The organism is bacterium (assembly GCA_026708015.1).
Lineage (GTDB): Bacteria > Actinomycetota > Acidimicrobiia > Acidimicrobiales > Bin134 > Poriferisocius.
In genome coordinates this window covers 1-21,198 of sequence record JAPOVT010000035.1, presented here as the reverse complement: position 1 = coordinate 21,198, position 21,198 = coordinate 1, and the positions used below count along the sequence as shown (strand labels likewise).

Sequence of the window (21,198 nt, the reverse complement as noted above, 5' to 3'; positions counted from 1 at the left end):
TCTCCGGTGTGGGGGTCAGGTTATCTGCAGGCCGCGGGCTTGGAAGTTGTGGGGGTTGGTGAAGCCGTGGGCTGTTCGTCTGAGGACTTGGAGGAGGTTGTTGGTTCCTTCTATGCGCCCGTTTGAGGGTCGGCCGGTGTGGTGCCAGTTGAGGATCTCATCGGACCATTCGATGAAGGTGTTCACGATGTCGTGGAACTCTGGGAGTTGGCCGGTCTGGTAGAGGTCGCTGAAGTTGTCTAGGTGTAGGGCGCGGTGGTGGTCGTCGGCGTCGTAGAGGCCTCGGAGCTGTTGGAGGGCCTGCCAGGCGGCTTCGAGTCTCGGGTGCGCGTCGAAGATCTCGTCGAGGCGGGCCCGGTCTGTGCCGGTGAGCGTGTCGGCCCGTTTGAGCAGGGCGAAGCGGGCTTTGAACACCTGCGGGTCGAACGCTGGTTGCGGGCCCCCGGGCTGGCGGCGCTGGACGTCTCGGCGCACTGCGGTGAGCCCGGCGGAGAACCATCTGATGACGTGGAACCGGTCGAGCACGTGGCGGGCGTGGCCGAGGTGGGTTGCGATGGCGGAGCGGTAGGCGGGGGACCCGTCGGTGACGACGATTTTGACCTGTTTGCACCATTTGCGGCCCTGCGAGGCGAAAAACCCTGATAGGGCGGCTGCGCTTCGGTGGGGGACCATGGCCAGGGTCTGGCCGGTGTCGGCGTTGACGATAACGGTCACATACCGGTGGCGTTTGCGCATCGAGGTCTCGTCGACCGAAAGCACCCGGCACGACCGGCTGCGCCGCCGGGCGGCGACCAGCGCCGCCCAGGCACCCACCAGCGCGTTGATCTTGTGCCAGCCGATCTTGTGCCAGCCGATCTTGTGCCAGCCGATCTTGTGCCAGCCGATCTTGTGGCGCCGGGCCACCCGGCGGATCGGCATGACCCTGGCGTCGGCCACCAGCCGACGGGCCAGCCGGGCGGTCAACGCGCCCTCGAACACCGGGTGGTCCTCCAAGAACCGGCCGCAGCAGCCGCCGCACGCCATCCTGGGCCTCCGCCACAACAACACCACAGTGCGGCCCGACACCTCCAAGTCGCGCACCCTCTTGGAGCGCACATCGCGGACCGACGAGCAGGCGAACCCGCACTCCGGGCACCTCGGCCGGCGGACCGCCGACTCCACCTCCACAACCAGCTCGAAAGGCGCGTCCGACACAACCACGAGCACGCGAACCCGGCGCAAGTGCAACCGCACCCGCATAACATCTGAACTCATCGGGGCCCTCTGGGACAGGCGACGTTGACATCACCGACTCCAGCAGGGCCCCGACCCCGATTAACGGACCCTCAGACCACCCCACCCCACGTTTCCGCGAAGGCTCGAATTATCTCGCCAACACAGTTCTTGTCGACAACAACGCAGCAATTTGGGAGCCAATCCCCACCCATCAACTTCCCCTGGCCTTAATTGGCATGTCGGCAGAATGTAGGCTCGCCGCGCTGTCCCGCGAGAGCACCGGAAAGGACTGACCCATGGCCGACGCCACCATCGAGGACTATTACGTCGAGGACCGCACTTTCGCCCCGGCCGCCGATTTCGCCGCTGCTGCGCTAACCAACGACCGCTCGCTCTACGACGAAGCCGACGCCGACTATGAGTCATTCTGGGCTCGGCAGGCCCGGGAGCTGCTGAGCTGGGACACCGATTTCCACACCGCCCTGGAGTGGGATCTGCCCTTTGCCCGGTGGTTTGTCGGCGGCGCCCTCAACGTGTCGTACAACTGCCTCGACCGCCACGTCGAAGCGGGCAAGGGCGACAAGATCGCCTTCCACTGGGAGGGCGAGCCGGGCGACACCCTCACCATCACCTACGCCGATCTGCTTGCCGAGGTTTCCAAGTTTGCCAACGTGCTCAAGGGCCTGGGGTTGAGCGCAGGCGACCGGGTGGCCATCTACATGCCGATGATCCCCGAGCTGCCGGTGGCCATGCTGGCCTGCACCCGCATCGGTGTGGCCCACTCGGTGATCTTCGGCGGCTTCTCCCCCGACGCCATTGTCGACCGGTGCGAGGACGCCGAGGCCCGCCTCATCATCACCGCCGATGCCGGCTACCGCCGCGGTGCCCCCTCCATGCTGAAGCCCAACGTGGACACCGCCCTCAGCCAAGGAGCGGCTTCCGTGGAGCACGTAGTGGTGGTCAATCGCTGCGATACCGACGTCGAGATGGCCGAGGGCCGAGATCTGTGGTGGCACGACCTCATGGCCGATGCCGCCGCCGACTGCCCGCCCGAGCCCATGGACTCCGAGGCCCTCCTCTACCTGCTCTACACGTCAGGTACCACCGCCAAGCCCAAGGGCATCATGCACACCACCGGCGGCTACCTCACCCAGGTGGCCTTCACCCACAAATACGTGTTCGACCTGAAGCCCGACAGCGATGTCTATTGGTGCGCGGCCGACATCGGCTGGGTCACCGGCCACAGCTACATCGTGTATGGCCCGCTGGCCAACTGCGCCACCTCGGTGATCTACGAGGGCACCCCCGACACCCCGGACCGCGACCGCCTCTGGGACATCGTGGAGCGCTACGGCGTCACCCAGCTCTACACCGCCCCCACCGCCATCCGCACCTTCATGAAGTGGGGCGCCCAAGAGCCGGCCAAGCACGACCTGTCCAGCCTGCGGGTGCTGGGCACGGTGGGCGAGCCCATCAACCCCGAGGCGTGGATGTGGTACCACACCCACATCGGCGGGGGCAGCTGCCCCATAGTGGACACATGGTGGCAGACCGAGACCGGCGGCCACATGATCTCCCCGCTGCCCGGCGTGACCACCACCAAGCCGGGGTCGGCCACCCACCCCATTCCCGGGGTGTTCGCCGAACTGGTAGACGATGACGGCCGCCCGGTGGAGCGAGGCGGCGGCTACCTCACCATCACCCGCCCGTGGCCGTCGATGCTGCGAGGCATCTGGGGCGACCCCGAGCGCTACCGGGAGACGTACTGGAGCCGGTTCGATGGCCGCTATTTCGCGGGCGACGGGGCCAAGGTCGACGACGACGGCTACCTGTGGCTGCTCGGCCGGGTGGACGACGTGATGAACATCTCCGGTCACCGCATCTCCACCACCGAGGTGGAGTCGGCCCTGGTGGACCACGCCGCGGTGGCCGAGGCCGCCGTGGTGGGCGCGGCCGATGACACCACCGGCCAAGCCATCATCGGCTATGTGATCTTGCGAGGCAGCCATGACGCCACCGAGGAGTTGGGCGAGGAGGTTCGCCAGCACGTGGCCACCAAGCTGGGCCCCATCGCCCGCCCCAAGACGGTGGTGCTGGTTCCCGACCTGCCGAAGACCCGCTCGGGCAAAATCATGCGCCGCCTGTTGCGGGATGTGGCCGAGGGCCGCAGCCTGGGCGACACCACCACCCTGGCCGACCAGTCGGTGGTGGACGAGATCCGGACCCGGGCCTCCGAGTCCCCCCAAGAAGATTGAGCCAGCCAACCACCTTATCTCACTGGACATGGCGGGACGCCCCCCTCGACGGGGGTCCCGCGGTGATTGTGGACGTGGACGGGGTCATCTCCGACGGCAGCAACCGCCAGCACTTGGCTCAAGCCCGCCGCTGGGATGAGTTCTTCGCCGGCTGCCCCGACGACCCCCCGCTGGAGGCGGCGGTGGCCTTGGTCAACTCATTGGCCTCCGACATCACCGTCGTGCTGCTCACCGCCCGCCCCTGGTCGCTGCTGGACGACACGGTGGCCTGGCTCAAGACCCACCAAGTCCGCTGGGATCTGCTGATCCTGCGACCCCCCAACAGCAGCGAGAGGTCTCGTGCCTACAAGGCCGCCGAAGTGGCCAATCTCCGCCAACACGGTTTCGAGTTGCTGTGCGCCCTCGAGGACGACCCCCGCAACGTGGAGATGTACGCCGAGGTCGATGTCCCCTGCATCTACGTCTACTCCGGCTACTACGACCGCTAACGAGCGATTGGAGCGGATGCCTCAGGAGGAGGGGACTGCGGCCAGCCGCCCACTACGGGATGATCGGTCTCCACAGCCTCGACATGGGCGGCACCGCCTGGTGCGCCGAGACCCGCGACCTGGAAGAAATCTGCATTGACCTCTGTAAAGGCCTGAAAATCAGTGGGCAGGAACGCTTCGGGATAGATGGCCTCAACCGGGCAGACCGGTTCACAGGCACCGCAGTCAATGCACTCATCAGGTTGGATGTAGAGCATCCGCCCGCCTGTGTAGATGCAGTCCACCGGGCACTCGGCCACACAAGCGGCATCCTTGACATCGATGCAAGGGGGTCCGATCACGTAGGTCATGAGCACTCCCGATAGCCGGGGTGCCGCTCGTAGACCCGTTCTAGCAGCTCGAGGTAGTCGGGTTCGGAGGCCACCGAAAATGGGCTGGGCTGCTGGCCGGGGTAGCCAATCAGCTCCCGCACCTCCTCGCTGAGGTAGTAGGCACCCACCACAGTGGTGGACAGAATGGCGAAATCACCAGGACGCTCGATTTCCAATCGCCGCACAAAGTCTTCTAGGCCGTCAGCAGGCACCTCGTCGAGCAAAGCCACTAGCGGCTCAAACAAGGAGGGTGCAGCCACGAGGCATCGGTCCAGCAGGTCGCCGGCCACGCCGACCGCAGAGGCGGATGGCATGTCGAGCCCCTCGGCCACGAGGATGTCAGCCAGACGCGCCAGCGCCAAACGTTGGGCTGGAGTCGGCTCCGAACCGTTCATTAGGGCACCTCTTGTGAGGCCCGGGCTTCAATCATGTGGTCGGTGACACGCAGAGCGTTGGCCATAATGGTGGCCGTCGGATTAGCCGATCCCCCAGTCACAAAGACACCCCCGTCGATCACATAAAGATTTGGCACGCCGTGGGCCCGGCACCAACGATCCACCACGGAGGACTCAGGGTCGTCGCCCATTCTGGTTGTGCCCAGCACATGGCCGATGCCAGTAGGCCAGATGTCGCGCACCATGGTGGACACCGCTCCCGACGACTCTGCCGCTTCAACGGCCCGTGCCACATTGAAGTCGAGTATGCGACGGGTGTTCTCCGACACCCGGTACTCGATGCGAGCAGCAGGCAGTCCCGAAGAGTCGCACTCCGACGGATCAAGAATCACCCGGTTGTGGTCTTCGGGAAGATCTTCCGCCTGAATACCCCAGGTGAATGCGCGCCCGAAAATCTCATTGGCCGCCCGATGGAAATTGGGGCCCCATATCGCATCGAAGCCCTCGTGCCGGCGGGCTTCCTGGTATTCCGCCACGGCGAACATTGGCCCGCCGTGCGGCATCACCATCCATTTGGCGCCGCGCAGGAAATCCCGATCAGGGTGGGTCTCCGCAAACTCCAGCGAGTAGATGGCCTGCCCCCAAGGACCCTGCCAGCCTTCGAGCGGATCGTCGCAGACGACGGTCACTGTTTGATAGGGGTGCTGCATCAGCCGTCGTCCCACCAGTCCTGAAGAGTTGGCCAGACCATCGGGGAATCGTGACGACACCGACAGCAGCAACAAACGAGCAGTCCCCACCGCGTTGGCAGCCAACATCACCACCTGCGCCGGCTGGAAGTGCTCGACGCCATCGCGGTCTCGATACACAGCACCGCGCACCCGACCTCTTTCGTCCACGGGAATCTCCATCACGCGGGCGCCGGTCACTAGTCGGGCACCTGCGGCCTGAGCGGAAGGCCAGTGCGTGAGCGATGGGGTGGCCTTGGCGTTCTCCGGGCATCCGGTCATGCAGGTGCCCCGCCGTTGGCAGGCTTGAAGGCTTCGGTGGCGACGAGAGGCGATTGCATTGGCGCCGGGCCACCAATGCCAGCCGAGGCGGTCCATGCCTTCTGCTGCGACCCTCCCGATCTTTCCAATGGGTATCGGCGGGTTGGGATAGGGGTCCATCTCGGGCAGAGCTGGATCGCCGCCCAAGCCCGACACTGACATGTCGACGGCCAGTTGCGCGTAGGCATCAGCCAGATCGCCCCAGCTGATGGGCCAGTCTTCGGCAACACTGTCGAGCGTTCGCACTCGGAAGTCTGAGACCAGCAGCGGCTGCCACATGGCCGCCCACTGCACCAGGCCGCCGCCGACGCCGTTGTACATCACCGGGCGCACATCGGCATCCCCGGTCAGCGGATAGTCGGCCCAACCTTGGCGGGCGTTGGGATCGGGATTCCACCGCTCAATCCATGCCAGCTCAGCCTCAGGTTGGGCACCCATATAATCTGCGGGACCCACCCAATCACCCTGCTCCAAACAGACAACCTCAAAACCGGCGGCAGTCAGGCGTGCAGCGGCGACTGAGCCCGAGGCGCCGGCGCCGATTATCACCACGTTCGATTGGTGCCCCTGCGTCACCATATTGAAATAATATACTTTGTTGAAGATAGCCACCCTCTCGTAGAAGTGACCACAGTGCATTCGCCAGACCCGAACAGCGACAAGTCCAACTGGCACACTCCGGCCCCTGCCGCCCGCCTTGCCATCGCCGACCGCCCCCCGCTCACCGTGCAGGTAGTGGGCAATGAGATCAAGCGGCTGCGAAAGCTCCAAGGATTGACGCTAGAGCAGCTTGCCGCGGCCTCCGGGGTCAGCGCGGGGCTGCTCTCCCAAGTGGAGCGGGGACAGGGCAACCCGTCATTCAACACGCTCGTGCAGGTGGCCCACGCCCTTGGCATCCCGGTGGCGCGCCTCGTCGCCGGGGAGCAGATGACCTCGCCGGTGCTGAGAAAAGAGGATCGGCGCCGGCTCAACCTTCCCAACGATGAGCTCATCGTGGCCGAATTGCTCACCACGAGGCCCGACAGCGCCCTCGAGGTCATCCGCATCGAGACCGAGCCGGGATACTCCACCGAGGACACGCCATTCGCACACGAAGGCGAGGAATTCGGCATCGTCTTGGAGGGAAGCCACGCCGTGAACGTGGGCGGCGCCCACTACGTGCTGCGAGCGGGAGACTCCATTTCCTACGACTCCACCATCCCCCACTGGTACGAGAACCCTGGCGAAGTCACATCGGTGACCCTGTGGGTGGTAACCCCACCGAGCTTCTGAGGCGATGGGCGCCTCCGTCACCCGAGCCGCTGCCGACGCGCCGGTGATGGCCCGAAGCGACGTGGTTGTGGTCGGGGGCGGACCGGCCGGGTTGGCTGCCGCGGTGTCGGCAGCCCGCCAAGGAGCCAGCGTGACCCTGCTGGAGCGCTATGCCTACCTCGGAGGTCTGGCGGCGGGAGGAATGGTGCTGGTGCTCGACGACTTCGCCGACGGCGCCGAAGAGGTCACCGTTCATGGCATCGCCCAAGAGATGGTGCAGCGCCTCGACGCGCTGGGGTTGGCCGTCTACCCACCGCCAGAAGACCGCATCCTGAGTGACGAGATGTGGAACCGCTGGTCTCGATGGGGGGTGTTCGACCTCTACGCCAAAGGCCCCAAGAAGTCCATCTTGTACGCCGTGGCCTTCGACCCCGACGGATGGAAGCGGGTATCCAACAACCTTGTGGAGGAAGCAGGGGTCGACGTTCGGCTCCACTCGTGGTTTTCGGCGCCGATCATGGAGGGCGATGCCGTATCCGGCGTGATCTGCGAAACCAAAGCCGGCCCCCAAGCGGTGCTCGGCGACGTGGTGATCGACGCCAGCGGCGACGCCGATGTGGCTGCCCGCGCCGGCGCGCCCTTCGTGGAGGGATCGTACATGGTCACCCCGGTCTTTCGCCTCGGCAATGTGGACACCGACGCCGCCGAGCATTTCGAGCGCTCCCAGCCCGCCGAGTGCCATGCGGTGAACCGCGAGGCCCGGCGAATCCTCGGCGGTTCATGGGCCATCTGGTGGTTGAAGACGCCGCTGCCGGGGGTGGTGTGGTGCAACTGTCCCCACATGACCGGCTACGACGGCCTGAGCGTGGAGGATCTCACCGCTGCCGACCGGGAGGGGCGCAAGAAGATCGCCGGTCTTGTGGACTATGTGCGCGACCATTATCCGGGGTTCGAGAAGGCCGTGGTGATCGACGTGGCGCCCCAGATAGGAGTCCGCCAGTCGCGCCTGATCGATGGCGAGTACGTCGTAACCAAAGACGACGTGGTGAACCGGGTTCACTTCACCGACAGCGTGGCCCGCGGCCGCGGCTACTACACGCCGTACCGGGCGATGCTGCCGCGTCGGGTGGAGCAGCTACTGGTCGCAGGACGGCACTACTCAGTGACCCCCGAGGCCCAGAAGCTGTCGCGGGAGATTCCGCCCTGCATGGCGATGGGCGAGGCGGCAGGCACAGCCGCCGTCGAGGCGCTGGACACTGGCGTTACCGTCCGCAAAGCGGATGTGGCCGCGATCCAGCGCCGCCTGCGCCGCCACGGCGCCGACCCGGGAGACATCCCCTCCCCCCGGGCGCGCCCGGCCAGCCCCCCAACAAAGGGGGCCCCGTGAGCGGTTGGGCCGCAGACACCAACGCGGCCCAACCGCTGGCCGGGATAAGGGTCCTGGATTTCTCACAGATCATGATGGGCCCCGTCGCCACCCAGCTTTTGGCCGACCACGGGGCCGACGTATTGAAGATCGAGCGCCCCGGCAGCGGCGACATCTTCCGCCATGCCATCGTCGATCCCGACGGTGCCGAGCATCCTGCCTTCGGAGCGGTGAACCGCAACAAGCGCAGCGTGGCGGTTGATGTCCGCACCCCCGAGGGATTGGCCCTGATCGACGATCTGGTGGCCGAGGCCGACGTGGTGGTGAACAACTACCGGCCAGGCGTGATGGACCGCTTGGGACTGGGCTACCAGCGCTTGTCGGAAGTCAACCCCGGCATCGTCTACGCCCAAGGCACCGGCTTCGGCACCGAGGGGGTGTACGCTCGCAAAGGCGGCCAAGACATCCTGGCCCAGGCGCTCACCGGGGCCATGGCCCACAAGGCCGACGACGACCACCCCACCGCGATCTATCCCGTGTCGCTGGCCGACTACACCGCCGGAATGCACATGGTGCAGGGCATCCTCATGGCCCTGCTCCAACGATCCCGCACCGGACGCGGCCAGAGGGTCGAGGTTTCGCTATACGACTCCCTTCTCGCCATGCAGATCTTGGAAGCCACGATGTCGCTGATGGGTCGCGAGGTCGTGAACTGGGCTCGACTCCCCCTGGTGGGCACATTTGCCGCGGCCGACGGCGAGGTTGTTGTGGTGGGGGCCTTCAAGGCGAATCCGCTGCGCGACATCTGCACCGCCCTTGAGATGCCAGACCTCTCGACTCAGCCCGAATTCGCTACCATGGCAGAACAAGCCGTCAACCGGCCCCGCCTTCAAACCTTGATCGCCGAGGCTATCGGGCGATTCAGCACTGCCGAGGTGGTCCAGCGTCTCGAAGCCCAAGACGTGCTCTGCGCGCCGGTGCGGACCCTTGAAGAGGCTCTAGACGACCCCCATACCGCGCCGATGATCGCGGAGATGCCCCGAGCGGCCCTGACGCCGCTGCGCTCGCTGGCGTCTCCGGTGCATCTGCCGGATACACCAGCATCGCTGCGCTTTCCTCCGCCAAGACTGGGGCAAGGTGCTGCTGAGGCGTTGGCTGACTTCGGAATCGAATCTGAACGCGTCCATGCGCTCATCACCGCAGGAGTGCTGGCATGAGCCCTGACCTCGTGTTGTCGAATTGTGGAGCGCTGAAATGAGCATCGATCTGGTTGTGGCCGATCACGTCGCCCGGGTGACGATCAACCGCCCCGAGCGGCTGAACGCCATCGACGAGGCCCACCAAACCGAGCTGCTGCGGACCTGGGAGGCCATCGAAGCCGACCGCTCGGTGCGGGTGGTGGTTCTCACCGGCGCCGGCGACCGCTCCTTCTGCGCCGGCGACGACATGCGCGCCGAGGGGGCCACCGACCTCGACTATTGGCTGCGGCCCCGCAAGGACGGTTTCGGCCACCTTCCGCTGCGCGACTCTCTGGATGTGCCGGTGCTGGCCAGGGTCAACGGGTATGCCCTCGGTGGCGGTTTGGAACTGGTGGTGGGATGCGACTTGGCGGTGGCCTCGGCCGATGCCGTGTTGGGCTTCGTGGAGCCCCGATTGGGTCGCCTTCCTCTGGACGGGGGAATCGTGTCGCTGGCACGGCAGTTGCCGGCCAAGTGGGCCATGGAGGTGCTGTTGACCGGCAAGCGCTTCAGCGCCGCCGAGGCACTGGGGCTGGGCCTGCTGAACGAGGTCGTTCCCGCGGAGGAACTGGACACCGCGGTGGACCGCTGGCTGGAGGATCTGCTGGCGTGCGCCCCGCTGTCGCTGCGGGCCATCAAGCAGATTGTGAATCGCACCTCCCATATGACCGCCGCCGACGCCCGTATGGCCAACCTTCCCGCCCTGGTGGAGGTGCTGACGTCGTCGGACTGTGAGGAGGGAATTCGAGCCTTCAGCGAGAAGCGGGCCCCTCGATGGGAAGGCCGCTGAGTCGCCCTGCCGGTCGGGCACCTGGCTAATTTCGATTAACTGAAGATCTACACTTTCGATTAATTGAAAAACTGTATTATAGTGAACTCACTGCCCCGAGCAGGGAGGAATCTAATGAGAAATCGACTCAAGTTCGCGGCCATCCTGCTGGCCCTCACCCTTGTCGCCGCCGCCTGCGGAAACGATGACGACGGAGGCAGCGCCGCCCCGGAGTCCACCCCTGCCCCAACTGAGGCGCCGACTCAGGCCCCGACGCAGGCACCTGAGCCTGATCCCACCGAGGCGCCGACACCCGCCCCAGAGCCAGCCGAGGCGCCATCGGTGGCCCTCGTGGTCAACCAGAAGGCGGGCGACATGGGGCCGATCGACGATCTCTTACGAGGGCTCGAAATGGTGGAGGCCGACTTCGGCGCAGAAACCACCTTCATCGAGGCCACCGACCCCTCCACCTTTGAGACCACCCTGCGAAATCTGGCCAATCAGGGCACCGACATCATCGCCGTGACCTTCCCACCCATGCAGGATGCCGTCACAGCCGTGGCCCCGGATTTCCCCGACACCCGCTTTATTCACGTCTTCGGTTTCGAGGGAGGCGTTGACAATCTCGTCTCCGTCGGATTCGACTACTACAAGGGCACCTATCTGGCCGGCATCCTTGCCGGTGCGCTGAACACCACCGACAAGGTTGGATTCGTGGGCGGCGTGTCGATCCCGCCGCTGAATGCCGACTACAACGCCTTCGTGGCCGCGGCCCAGACCAAGAACTCCGACATCACTGGCGAGGCCGCGTTCGCGGATTCCTTCGAGGACCCCGCCAAGGGTCGTGAACTCGGCGCAGCGCTGTACGACGGCGGCGTGGACATCATCATGACCGACGCCGCTGCCACCGACCTAGGCGTTATCCAAGCCGCCGAGGAGAAGGGCGGCTACGTGATTGGCGGCTCGGAGAACTACTTCGACAGCCCCGCCGTGATCGCCAGTGTCCTGCTTTATTGGGCACAGGTTCTCTACGACCAAGTAGACCACGCCCTCAGCGACGACTACACGCCCGGCTACGTCGGCGCCGGAGTGGCCGAAGGCGGGGTTGACCTGTTGATCAATCCCGACTTCCTTGCCGACGGCCCGGCCGAGATGGTGGACATCATCAACGCCACGCTGGGCGAGATCGACGAGGCTCGCTCGCAGATCACCGACGGATCACTCGACGTGCCCTTCGATCCTGAGCTCTGAGGCCGCTAGCGTCCTTCGATCCCGAAGCCTGAGGCCGGTAACCTTGAAGCGATGACGGTGCCGAGCGAGTCGGCATCTGGCGATACCCCGGCGGTTCGCTGCCGATCGCTCGGCGTCTCCTTCGGGGCCGTCCAGGCCTTGCGCGATGTAAGCCTCGACCTTGCCCCCGGTCGCATCCACGCGCTAGTCGGCCAGAACGGAGCGGGCAAGACCACCCTGGCCAAAGTTCTCGGCGGACTGCAAGCACCGCAGGCTGGAGAGGTGCAGGTGGGCGGGCGTGTGGTTCCTCCCGGCGACGTGCGGGCCGCCCAAATCGCTGGACTGGCGATGGTCCACCAGCACTTCTCGCTGCCCCCCTCATTCACGGTCGCCGAGGCACTTGAGTTGACCGCGGCCCGAAAAGGCGGCCGTTGGTTCTTCCGGCGGACCGAACTGCACCGGCAATGGCAGAACGAGGTGGCCGAATTAGGCGATCTGGCAATGCTGTCGACTCGCATCCGGGATCTGCCCGTGGAAACCCGCCAGTCGCTGGAGATTGTGCGGGCGCTGGCTGGAGACGCGCGAATTCTGCTGTTGGACGAGCCCACGGCCTTGCTCACGCCTACCGCTACCGACCAACTGTTTGAGCGCTTGCAGCGCCTTCGCGACGGCGGGGTCACCATCCTCATTGTGCTGCACAAGTTGCGGGAGGTAGCCGATGTCGCGGAAACGGTGAGCGTGCTGCGCGACGGCGAATTGGTCCTCGGCCCCAGCGAGATGGCCGAGGTCTCTGAAGGACAGCTGAGCGACGCCATCGTTGGACCCGAATCCGGCGCTGATCGCACCATCAGCATGGCACCCAGAGCCGAAGCAGCTCAGGAGACGCTGTTGGAGTTGGTAGGTGTCTCCAGCCGGGAATCAGCCTTCGAGCTCGGTCTCAGCAAAATCAACCTCCGAGTCGAATCCCGAGAGATCGTGGGCATCGCCGGCGTGGAGGGAAACGGGCAGCGGAGCCTGGTCTCGGCCATCGCCGGCCTGACTCCCATCGCCGACGGCTCTATGCGCCTCGGCGATATCGACGCAACCCGCGCTGGTCCCGCTCGCAGACGGCTGCGGGGACTGCGCCTGGTGCCCTTTGACCGAAACACCGAGGGGATCAGCCGCAGTGCCCCTCTGTGGCTGAACCAATCGGCGCTTCGCCTTGTTGGGCGGCGCCGGCGGCGGTTCCCGCTGATCTCGCTTCGCCAATACAAGCGTCGAGCAGCCGAGGCGATGGATGTTTGGCGGGTGCGCTACAACACCGTAGCGCAACCGGCCGAAAGCCTCTCCGGCGGAAATGTGCAGCGCTTGATCCTGTCGAGAGAACTGGCTCCGGGAGCCGAACTGCTGGTGGCGGCCCAACCCACTCGCGGCCTCGACTTCTCCGCCACCAACTTCGTGCGCCAGTCGCTGCGGGAGTTGCGAGATGGCGGCGCGGGTGTCTTGCTGGTGTCCTCCGACCTCGATGAGCTGTTCGAGCTCTCCGACCGCCTCCTCGTGATGTACGGCGGACGCATCGTGGCAAGTTTCGAAGCGCCCTACGACCGCCGCACGGTGGGCGACGCCATGACCGGGGCCCTGCGGTGACCGGGACAAGGCCATGACCGGGGCCCTGCGTTGACCGGCGGCCTGCAACGGGTGGCCTCCACTGTGGTGCTGGTGGTGGTTTCCCTCCTCTTTACCACGCTTATCCTGTGGATCAGCGGCTACTCCGTGGGCGATGTGTTCTCCGGCATCATCCAAGGAGCAGTCACTGCTACAGGGGCTTCCACTTCGACAATCCGTTGGTCGATTCCGATGCTGCTCATCGGTTTGGGGGTGGTGATCGGGTTTCGGGCCGGGTTCTTCAACATCGGCGGCCAAGGGCAGTTCTACATTGGCGCCTGCTGCGCCCTGGCCGTGTCGCTGGGATGGCGCGAGGGTCCGGCACCGCTGGTGATGCTGTGCGGAACGCTCGCGGCCATCGGTGCCGGGACAGCCTGGTCACTGCTCCCCGGCTATCTGCGGGTGCGCTTCGGCACCGATGAGGTGCTCACCACGCTGATGATGAGTTTCATCGGCGCGCTTGTGCTCCAGTACCTCACCGCCGGACCCATGAGAAACCCCTCGGGCACGGGCCAGACCGCGGCCAGCGAGCGCATACCAGACGCGTTCCGCATCACCGATGGCTCCGGCGTTTCGGCCACGGTGCTGGTAATCGTCGGCGGCGTAGCCGTGCTGGTGTGGCTCTTGTTGGAGCGCACTCGTTTCGGGCTGGCCATGACTCTGGTGGGCCGGAACCCCACGATGGCCCGTTGGCAGGGCATCGACGTGCGCCGCGTCGGCCTTGCTGCCTTCGCCCTGTCCGGGGCACTCGCAGGACTCGCCGGGGCGGTGGAGCTATATGGCCCCGGTGCCCGTCTGGTCACGGGGTTCTCACCCGAAGTGGGCTTCACCGCTGTTGTGGTGGCGCTCGTTGGCCTGCTGACGGTTGAAGGCACGGTGGTGGCCGCCGTCCTGTTCGGGGGCTTGCAGTCTGCCATCTTGTTCTTGCCGATCGTGACCGATCTCCCACCGCCCGCCCTAGTGCTGCTGCACGGCATGGTGGCGTTCTTGGTCACCATCAAGTTCAAGGCGGTGTGGCGGCGGACGGGCATTCAGGGGAAAACAGCGGCGGGCTGATGGAGCAGATTCTCGCCACCACGCTTCGCTCGGCCGCCCCCCTGGTGCTGGTGGCAACCGCAGGCGTCTTCGCCTTCCGGGCCGGGATCTTCCATTTGGGACTCGAAGGGCTGATGATCAGCGGCGCGTTCACAACCGTGGCCGTCGGCGATGCCACCGGTTCGGTGGAACTTGGGATTCTGGCCGCCGTAGGCGTCAACCTGGCCCTGTCTGCGCTGTACTGGTGGGTAATCGGTCCCCTCGGCGCCAACGTCATCATTGCCGGGCTGGGGCTCACTTCCATCGGCCTCGGCGGCACGGCCTTCGCCCTCGGCGCCATCTTTGACAAACGCGGCTCCATTTTCACCGACGTAGTGCTGCCCCGACCGGTGCGCGGGATCACCTCAGGGGCAGGGGTTATCGTCTCCGAGCTCTCGATCCTGGTATGGATCACACCGCTGATTGTGCTGGCCGCCTGGGTTGTGCTGCGGCGCAGCCGGTTCGGCCTGAGGCTTGCCGCAGTGGGCGAATACCCGTTCTCGGCCCGCTCTGCGGGCGTGAACCCTTCGATCGTCCGACTTCAAGCGTTGCTCATAGCCGGGGCGCTCTGTGCACTCGGCGGTGCCGAGCTGTCGGTAGGAGCTCTGCGCAACTTCACCGAGAACATGACTAACGGCCGAGGCTTCATCGCCTTTGTGGCCGTCATCTTCGGGGCATGGCACCCCATCGGAGCGGCCTTGGCCGGGTTGTTTTTCGGCTTCGCCGACGCCATCGGCATCCAATCGCAGATAAACATCACGGAGCGAGTTCCGCGCGAGTTCGTGCTAATGATCCCCTTCGTCATCACGATCTTCGCCGTGTGGCTGGGCGGGCTTTGGCGCCGCCGATCCCTGGAAGCCGAGGCCGGCTACGCCGAACTGCGAGAACCCGACTACTAGCTGAGCAGCCCCGTCAAGAGTGTGCCGCGATCCGCGTCCGACCGGCCATTGCCGCACACTCGCTGCACTCCGATAACCTGCTAGCAGATCGAAAGGGAGTGACCCTGGGTATGAACACGTTCAAGACATTTCTCCTGCTGGTGCTGATGGCGGCGCTGTTTGTGGCTGTCGGCGGTCTGTTGGGGGGCAGCGGCGGACTGGCCATCGGGATTGTCATCGCGGTGATCGTGGTGGGCGGTTCCTACTGGTTCAGCGACAAGCTGGCCATCGCCTCGGCCCGGGCCGTGCCGGTCACCCCGGAGCAGCTTCCCCAGTACCATGCCATCATGGAAGAACTCACGGCCAAGGCCCAGATTCCGATGCCCAAGCTGTACGTGAGCCCCAATCCCCAGCCCAACGCCTTCGCCACCGGCCGCAACCCCAAGCACGCCGCGGTGGCGGTTACCGAGGGGCTCATCAACCACTTGACCTGGGATGAGATCCGGGGTGTGCTGGCCCACGAACTGGCCCACATCCGCAATCGCGACATCCTCATCGGATCGGTGGCCGCCGCCATCGCCATGGCCATCACCTTCGCCTCCCGAATCGCAATTTGGGGCATGATCTTCTTCGGTGGAAGGGGCCGCGATAACGGCCCTGGAGAGTTAGTCGGCGTGATCTTGGCCGCAATTTTGGCCCCAATTGCCGCCTCGATGCTCCAAATGACCATCAGCCGCACCCGGGAATATCAAGCGGACGCATCGGCAGCCCGGCTCATCGGTGACGGCGAGCCGCTGGCCCGGGCACTGGAGAAGCTGAACGCCGCCTCCCAGCGCATACCGGTCAACGTGCCGGTGGAGCAGGCGTCGCACTACATCGTCAACCCGCTCACCGGCCGGGTCAGCTTCCGCAACCTGTTCAGCACCCACCCCCCCGCCGAGGAGCGCATCCGCCGCCTCCGGGCCGGCGAGTGGGTCCCCCAGGCGTACTAAGCCGTCAACCTCGCCCGGGGCCGGTCAGTCCCGGAAGTTCCCGAACTGCAAAGGGATAGCAAAGTCGGCCTCTTTGAGCGCAGCGATCACCTCTTGAAGCATGTCCCGCTTCTTGCCACTCACCCGTAGCTGACCGCCCTGGGTCTGCGAAGAGATCCCCTTCATGCCCAGATTCTTGATGAACTTGTTCAGCTCCCGGGCCTTGTCGGCTGAGATACCCGCGGCCAGTGCCGCCTCCTGGCGAACCGTCCCCCCGGCCGCGTCGGCCACCGGCCCATAGGTAACCCCCTTCAACGACACCTTGCGACGAACCAGCTTCTCCTCCAACACCTGGCGGGCCGCGGCCAGCCGGTCCTCGTTGGACGACCGCAACGTGATGACCCCCTCACCCAGCGCCACTTCGCTACCGGTGTTCTTGAAGTCGTAGCGGCTGTGTATCTCCCGAGCCGTCTGGTCCACCGCATTGCGGACCTCCTGCATGTCCAGCTCAGAAGAAACATCAAACGTCGGCATGGCCCGAACCTACCGCACCGCCACAGGTAATATTGATGTCAGGCTGCACGCCTACCGGAGATACTGTCATGCGTTCCAGTACACTGAATGTGCCGCAATCAACGGGAGAAGGCCATGCCGTCAGCGCCTGAAGCAGAGGTGTACCACATCACCGAAGAAGAGCTTGACGTGCTCATCGAAGAGACCCTTCATAATGCCGGGGTTGAGCTTGAGGAACTCCGCCGCCAGGCGCGTCTCGGCAGGTTCGAGTCCGAAAAGCTCCGGAGGACATGGTTCGTGGTCTCAGGTCTCGGCCGCGGCTGAATAGCGTCGAATCCCCGAATGACCGGGAGCCTTGAAAGCCAGGCGCGCCGCTTTGCCGACGAAGTCTCAGAACTGCTGAACAAGACGGTCACCCATGGCATTCGAGTCTCATCCTTGAAGACCGACAAAGGTCACGGAATCATCGGCAAGGGGATTACGAGTTCCAATCCAAACCCAGAACCAATCCCGATTTCACCCTCCAGTAGAAAGGCCGTCATCTTCCTCTACATGCAGCACTCATACGAGTTGGACCCCGAAGGTGTCTACCTGACCATGACCGAGAGCACTATGAGCCTCTACACATCGCCAGATATGGAAGACGACCAATTACTCCTCGGCGTTGACTATGCCCGCAATCCCGTTAACCAGTTTCCCAGCGCCCACCTCCACGTAGCCGGTCAGCGTGATGATCTAGACGCGGTCTACCTGGGAGACAGGCGCAAGACCCGCAAGCTCCGGGACCTCCACCTACCCGTGGGAGGCAAGCGCTTCCGTCCCAGCTTGGAAGACATTGTGGAGTTCATTATCACAGAAGAGATGGTCGATCCCCGGCCCGGTTGGGAGCAGGTGGTCCAAGAGCACAGAGCCCGGTGGGAGTCCATTCAGCTGAAAGCGGCAGTACGCCGGAATCAGGAAGATGCTGCTGCCGCCCTCAGAGAAGCCGGCTGGGAGATATCCCCACCCAGCGAGCTGAAATTCGAGTAGGGCGGTAATGATGCAGGCAAGTAGGGTTGTCCCTCGTTGGGTCGGTGCCCGAGCGGCCAAAGGGAACGGGCTGTAAACCCGTCGGCATTCGCCTTCGGAGGTTCAAATCCTCCCCGGCCCACTCAGTGACAGCTTTGTTCAGGCAACCTCGCTAGGACGCCATATCCCGTTTTCCATCGCGAACTTCTTGAGCTGCTTTGCCTTCCTGTCCATCTCGCTTCTGCCACAGATTCGGAGGTCGATATAAGCATGGCCGTACGGCACATCATCGACTTCAGAGTCGTCAATAGCACGAAGTCCGCAGTCTTCGATTTCGGCTACTGTGACAAAGCAGCTACCACTGTTGGGTTCAGATAGCGGGAATGGGCTTCCTCCGGCGAAAGAAGTGAATCCCTAGTCGTGGACGCAACCTTATTTCCGGGCTTGAATGCCTCTGACTTGATGGACCCGTCGGTGCGGAACCATCTGGGGTGTATCTGACGCCTCAGGCGTTCAGAAGAATCGGTGATTTCGGCTTCTCCAGCCTCCAGTTCGGGCCAACTCACCGCACTTGTGTGCCTATGAGGCCACCCAGCCAGTCCCTTAGGAACTTTCTGTCGACTCGGACACCTTCCTCATAAATGTGTTTATCCGTTGTCGCGTCCCATGAGGCGACCGTTGCATACTCGGACGAGTCGCCGAATTCGATGGACGCCTCAATCTCTCCCAGTGTCCATTCCATAGCAACGCCGCCGTCAACGGACGGAAACACATGTGGACAAGGCAATGCGTAGAACCGGAAAGCTGGCGTGAGGTTCCGGACTCCTTGGATCGCTTCCGGATTTGGCGCTCTACCTGCCTCTCCATCAGTGTCGTACCAGCCGTCTTCAAGCTCTTCGAGCCCTGCAATCTCCTGATGCAAGGCGCCGATGGGCGCAGACGACAATTGCTCACTCACCAGAGCATCGCCACGGCTTCTCCTGGTCATAGCGAAGGGAAACCAAAAATTGAACGCCGCAGGGGCCACAATTCTTAGGGGGCGCGAGATGGTCTCTAGATCCCACGGAAAGACCCCGCTCTCACAGTCGTCGACGGGGTGCGTTTCGACTAGGAGGCCCGCTGCTTGGCTGTTCATTGTTTTCGCCCCCATGTCTTGTGTGCTGATGGTGTTGTGAACGAAGCAAACCCTCGAACAATCCATTCGTGGGCGAGGTCCAAGAATTCGAGAGCGCCTTTCAGATCGGGCGTTGCCGCAACTCCTCTAGCTGCGAGATAGACCGCGAGGACGATTTCATCATCAACGCCTACAGGGCCTGCCTGAATGTCGAGCCACTCGCCCGGATCAGGAATGTGGAAGTGCAGGTAGGTGGCAGCAATCCCGGGGTCAGGAAGAAAGTCATCGCTCATGATGCCACCCCAAGGTGCCAGTATCTCGGCCGTGTCCTCAGGGCCTTGCCAGCCGCTCTCCGCACCGATGTGATTCACATAGAGCACTTGGCAGATGCCCGGCACCAACTGATCACCGACAGCACCGTCGAGTTTGTCCCATGTCTCTACGAAGAACTCCCGCAACGAAAGAAAACGAGGATACGTCTCCTCTGAATCCTCTTGAGTTCAATGAACCGCGAGGCGATCATGCTGTATCTGGACCACGCGACTGCCGCCGGGATTCGAAAGCCACAACCTAAGGTCTCCCGCTTCATCGTCTGACCGATCGAACGCGCCCGGTTCCAATCCCATCGTCGTCAGTACTGGACGCATTTCGAGGTCGTAGTCGGGCCAGGCAGCTGCGAGAACGTCCTCACCGGAAGCCTGGATGTCCAGCGATTCTTCGAACTGAACTGAGAGTGCTACCTCGATGACCGGCGGTCGCTCAAAGTCTGGCAGCTCAGACAGCGCCAAAGCAGAATCCTTTCGCTGCACGAACTGCGCACATGCGTTGACATGCTCGCACAGAGTCATTTGCAGAAGGTGGATTTACTAGTAGAGGCTACCACTCTCTGTCAAAATCCGTTACGGAGACTAGAGGCAAACACCCACACACGCGGTTGATGCCCCACTTGCCGCCCCAGCCTGTATCTCACCGAGGGTATCCAAGAAAGAGATAGCTTCTTCGAAGAGGACCGATATCGCCTCCCGCCTGTCTTCGGGTCTGTCAGTTTTTGTGGGTGCTCTCATGTGGTCATTGCACTTGTTTGGTTGATTGCCTCCAATGGTGTCATCCATTGGAGGACTCGTCGAGGTCGGCCGTTGGGCTCGGCGGCGATCTGGTCGAGTTCGTGTTGGGAGATCGGTGAGAGGTCGGTTCCTTTGGGCAGGTATTGGCGCAGCAGGCCGTTGGTGTTCTCGTTGGTGCCGCGCTGCCAGGGGCACGGGGGCCGGCAGAAGTAGATCGGGACACCGGTATCGGCGGTGATCTGGGCGTGATCGGCCATTTCCTTGCCCTGGATGCTCAGGTGAGGCTGCGTGCCAATCCGTCGGGCAGGCTTGGCAGTGCCGTGGTGAGCGCGGCGTGCGGCGAACCGGCCGTTCGGCCGTCGGGCAAGCGGACCAGCATGGTGAACCGGGTGGTCCGCTCGACCAGGGCGGCTGTCGCGGGGCGGCCGCCTTTGCCGATTATGAGATCGCCTTCCCAATGCCCCGGCGTCTTCCGGTCGTTGGCCTCTGCGGGCCGCCGGGCGATCGGCGCCGTGTCTTTGAGCGGGCCTCCCCGGCGGCGGCCGCCGTCGCGCGAGATCTCCCGAGCGATCGTCGAGCACGCCCGGCCCAAACGACGCCCGATCACCGCGCCCGGCTCGCCCCGGACGATCCCCCCTCAGCCACCGCCAGCCTCCCAACCGGCGAAACAACCACCGATTGAAACCGCCCACAAAATTCCCGACAGACCGCTTCCGCACAGCTTTCGACGATTCAGATCGGCTGTTCTTCGAGCAGATACAAGAAGACGGTGCGAACGACGAGAACATCAGTCAGACCGCCGAAGCCAACCCCTTCGAGAAGTTCGAGCTCGCCATCCGCCAAGAGCTGCCCAAGTTGATGATCGACCGCATGGCCGACAACGACGAAATCGTCAAACGCTGCCTCAACGACCCCGACTTCCAAGAAATTGTGTTCGCCGGCCTAGCCCGAGGCATCTACGAAACTGTCACCGCTCAATAGGGACAGAAGCGGGCACCTGTATATAGACATTTCAGCTGTATTTCAAGGGAGAATGTGTCACTGGGGTCGGTATAATTTCATTTATGGAATTTACGTTGAATCCCAGTACAGGCGGCGCTGACGCCGGCGTTGCTGGGGGTTTCGGGTTTCCGGACTATTCGGAGGCCGGCGCTTCGGAGCTGTTGGGTTTGAGGTTCCCCCTGTTGTCCGGTCACTTGGTTTATGCGGCTTGTTCTAGTCGGTGCCGATGGGCGGCCTCCCATTCTGTTGGGGTCAGGTAGTCGAGGGTCGAGTGGATTCTGCGGGTGTTGTAGCGGCCGATCC

24 protein-coding genes and 1 tRNA gene are annotated in these 21,198 nt (G+C 64.0%); 15 read left to right on the top strand and 10 right to left on the bottom strand.

Going from position 1 to position 21,198, the window contains the following annotated elements; translation table 11 throughout:
- Positions 1-15: 15 nt before the first annotated feature.
- Positions 16-1,254, bottom strand: a complete 1,239-nt coding sequence (locus tag OXG30_07860) for an ISL3 family transposase (GenBank protein MCY4134812.1) — start codon at positions 1,252-1,254, stop codon at positions 16-18.
- A gap of 257 nt (positions 1,255-1,511) precedes the next feature.
- On the opposite strand from OXG30_07860, the gene acs reads away from it, so the two are divergent.
- Positions 1,512-3,470 (top strand): acetate--CoA ligase, encoded by a 1,959-nt coding sequence (acs, locus tag OXG30_07855; GenBank protein MCY4134811.1) that lies wholly within the window; start codon positions 1,512-1,514, stop codon positions 3,468-3,470.
- 62 nt (positions 3,471-3,532) lie between these two features.
- Positions 3,533-3,958 carry a hypothetical protein gene (locus tag OXG30_07850; protein ID MCY4134810.1) on the top strand — a complete coding sequence of 142 codons (426 nt, stop codon included), beginning with the start codon at positions 3,533-3,535 and terminating at the stop codon, positions 3,956-3,958.
- Here OXG30_07850 and OXG30_07845 read toward each other — a convergent pair.
- The 3 genes from OXG30_07845 to OXG30_07835 are packed head-to-tail and all read right to left on the bottom strand — an operon-like array spanning position 3,955 to position 6,352.
- Complete coding sequence (locus OXG30_07845) at positions 3,955-4,308, bottom strand: ferredoxin family protein (protein ID MCY4134809.1); 354 nt, start codon at positions 4,306-4,308, stop codon at positions 3,955-3,957. The genes OXG30_07850 and OXG30_07845 overlap by 4 nt on opposite strands.
- The gene (locus OXG30_07840; GenBank protein MCY4134808.1) at positions 4,305-4,724 is read right to left on the bottom strand and encodes a hypothetical protein; all 420 of its coding nucleotides are present in this window, start codon (positions 4,722-4,724) and stop codon (positions 4,305-4,307) included. The genes OXG30_07845 and OXG30_07840 overlap by 4 nt, the downstream gene beginning before the upstream one ends.
- Positions 4,724-6,352 (bottom strand): GMC family oxidoreductase, encoded by a 1,629-nt coding sequence (locus OXG30_07835; protein ID MCY4134807.1) that lies wholly within the window; start codon positions 6,350-6,352, stop codon positions 4,724-4,726. Before OXG30_07835 ends, OXG30_07840 begins: the two co-directional genes overlap by 1 nt.
- A 45-nt stretch (positions 6,353-6,397) precedes the next feature.
- Between OXG30_07835 and OXG30_07830 the strand changes: the two genes are divergently transcribed.
- The 9 genes from OXG30_07830 to OXG30_07790 all read left to right on the top strand — a co-directional run bounded on the left by OXG30_07830 (position 6,398) and on the right by OXG30_07790 (position 16,215).
- The gene (locus OXG30_07830) at positions 6,398-7,045 is read left to right on the top strand and encodes an XRE family transcriptional regulator (GenBank protein ID MCY4134806.1); all 648 of its coding nucleotides are present in this window, start codon (positions 6,398-6,400) and stop codon (positions 7,043-7,045) included.
- A 4-nt stretch (positions 7,046-7,049) separates the two neighbouring features.
- Entirely contained in the window at positions 7,050-8,411 is a 1,362-nt protein-coding gene (locus OXG30_07825) for an FAD-dependent oxidoreductase (protein ID MCY4134805.1), read from the top strand.
- Positions 8,408-9,607, top strand: a complete 1,200-nt coding sequence (locus OXG30_07820) for a CoA transferase (protein ID MCY4134804.1) — start codon at positions 8,408-8,410, stop codon at positions 9,605-9,607. Before OXG30_07825 ends, OXG30_07820 begins: the two co-directional genes overlap by 4 nt.
- 37 nt (positions 9,608-9,644) lie before the next feature.
- On the top strand, positions 9,645-10,418 hold the full coding sequence (locus OXG30_07815; GenBank protein MCY4134803.1) for an enoyl-CoA hydratase-related protein: 774 nt from the start codon (positions 9,645-9,647) through the stop codon (positions 10,416-10,418).
- Between the two features lie 114 nt (positions 10,419-10,532).
- On the top strand, positions 10,533-11,648 hold the full coding sequence (locus OXG30_07810) for a BMP family ABC transporter substrate-binding protein (GenBank protein MCY4134802.1): 1,116 nt from the start codon (positions 10,533-10,535) through the stop codon (positions 11,646-11,648).
- 51 nt (positions 11,649-11,699) lie between these two features.
- Complete coding sequence (locus OXG30_07805) at positions 11,700-13,253, top strand: ATP-binding cassette domain-containing protein (GenBank protein MCY4134801.1); 1,554 nt, start codon at positions 11,700-11,702, stop codon at positions 13,251-13,253.
- Between the two features lie 30 nt (positions 13,254-13,283).
- Entirely contained in the window at positions 13,284-14,327 is a 1,044-nt protein-coding gene (locus OXG30_07800) for an ABC transporter permease (GenBank protein MCY4134800.1), read from the top strand.
- Positions 14,327-15,244 carry an ABC transporter permease gene (locus OXG30_07795; protein ID MCY4134799.1) on the top strand — a complete coding sequence of 306 codons (918 nt, stop codon included), beginning with the start codon at positions 14,327-14,329 and terminating at the stop codon, positions 15,242-15,244. The genes OXG30_07800 and OXG30_07795 overlap by 1 nt, the downstream gene beginning before the upstream one ends.
- A 110-nt stretch (positions 15,245-15,354) precedes the next feature.
- Positions 15,355-16,215: a M48 family metalloprotease gene (locus OXG30_07790; GenBank protein ID MCY4134798.1), complete on the top strand. Its 861-nt coding sequence runs from the start codon at positions 15,355-15,357 to the stop codon at positions 16,213-16,215.
- Positions 16,216-16,239: 24 nt separating this feature from the next.
- Here OXG30_07790 and OXG30_07785 read toward each other — a convergent pair whose 3' ends face one another.
- Entirely contained in the window at positions 16,240-16,728 is a 489-nt protein-coding gene (locus tag OXG30_07785) for a YajQ family cyclic di-GMP-binding protein (GenBank protein MCY4134797.1), read from the bottom strand.
- Positions 16,729-16,815: 87 nt separating this feature from the next.
- Between OXG30_07785 and OXG30_07780 the strand changes: the two genes are divergently transcribed.
- The 3 genes from OXG30_07780 (at position 16,816) to OXG30_07770 (ending at position 17,857) form a co-directional block, all read left to right on the top strand.
- Positions 16,816-17,031, top strand: coding sequence for a hypothetical protein (locus OXG30_07780; protein ID MCY4134796.1), 216 nt, complete (start codon positions 16,816-16,818; stop codon positions 17,029-17,031).
- 18 nt (positions 17,032-17,049) lie between these two features.
- On the top strand, positions 17,050-17,736 hold the full coding sequence (locus tag OXG30_07775) for a hypothetical protein (protein MCY4134795.1): 687 nt from the start codon (positions 17,050-17,052) through the stop codon (positions 17,734-17,736).
- Positions 17,737-17,774: 38 nt separating this feature from the next.
- Positions 17,775-17,857, top strand: a tRNA-Tyr gene (locus OXG30_07770).
- Positions 17,858-18,277: 420 nt separating this feature from the next.
- Here OXG30_07770 and OXG30_07765 read toward each other — a convergent pair.
- The 5 genes from OXG30_07765 to OXG30_07745 all read right to left on the bottom strand — a co-directional run bounded on the left by OXG30_07765 (position 18,278) and on the right by OXG30_07745 (position 20,500).
- Positions 18,278-18,850, bottom strand: coding sequence for a hypothetical protein (locus OXG30_07765; protein MCY4134794.1), 573 nt, complete (start codon positions 18,848-18,850; stop codon positions 18,278-18,280).
- The gene (locus OXG30_07760) at positions 18,847-19,287 is read right to left on the bottom strand and encodes a hypothetical protein (protein ID MCY4134793.1); all 441 of its coding nucleotides are present in this window, start codon (positions 19,285-19,287) and stop codon (positions 18,847-18,849) included. The genes OXG30_07765 and OXG30_07760 overlap by 4 nt, the downstream gene beginning before the upstream one ends.
- 42 nt (positions 19,288-19,329) lie before the next feature.
- Entirely contained in the window at positions 19,330-19,677 is a 348-nt protein-coding gene (locus OXG30_07755; GenBank protein ID MCY4134792.1) for a hypothetical protein, read from the bottom strand.
- 212 nt (positions 19,678-19,889) lie between these two features.
- Positions 19,890-20,150 carry an IS30 family transposase gene (locus OXG30_07750; GenBank protein MCY4134791.1) on the bottom strand — a complete coding sequence of 87 codons (261 nt, stop codon included), beginning with the start codon at positions 20,148-20,150 and terminating at the stop codon, positions 19,890-19,892.
- A gap of 17 nt (positions 20,151-20,167) precedes the next feature.
- The gene (locus tag OXG30_07745; GenBank protein MCY4134790.1) at positions 20,168-20,500 is read right to left on the bottom strand and encodes a hypothetical protein; all 333 of its coding nucleotides are present in this window, start codon (positions 20,498-20,500) and stop codon (positions 20,168-20,170) included.
- Positions 20,501-20,571: 71 nt separating this feature from the next.
- On the opposite strand from OXG30_07745, the gene OXG30_07740 reads away from it, so the two are divergent.
- A complete protein-coding gene (locus tag OXG30_07740; protein MCY4134789.1) occupies positions 20,572-20,874 on the top strand; it encodes a hypothetical protein in 303 nt (100 codons plus the stop codon).
- Positions 20,875-21,198: the final 324 nt, after the last annotated feature.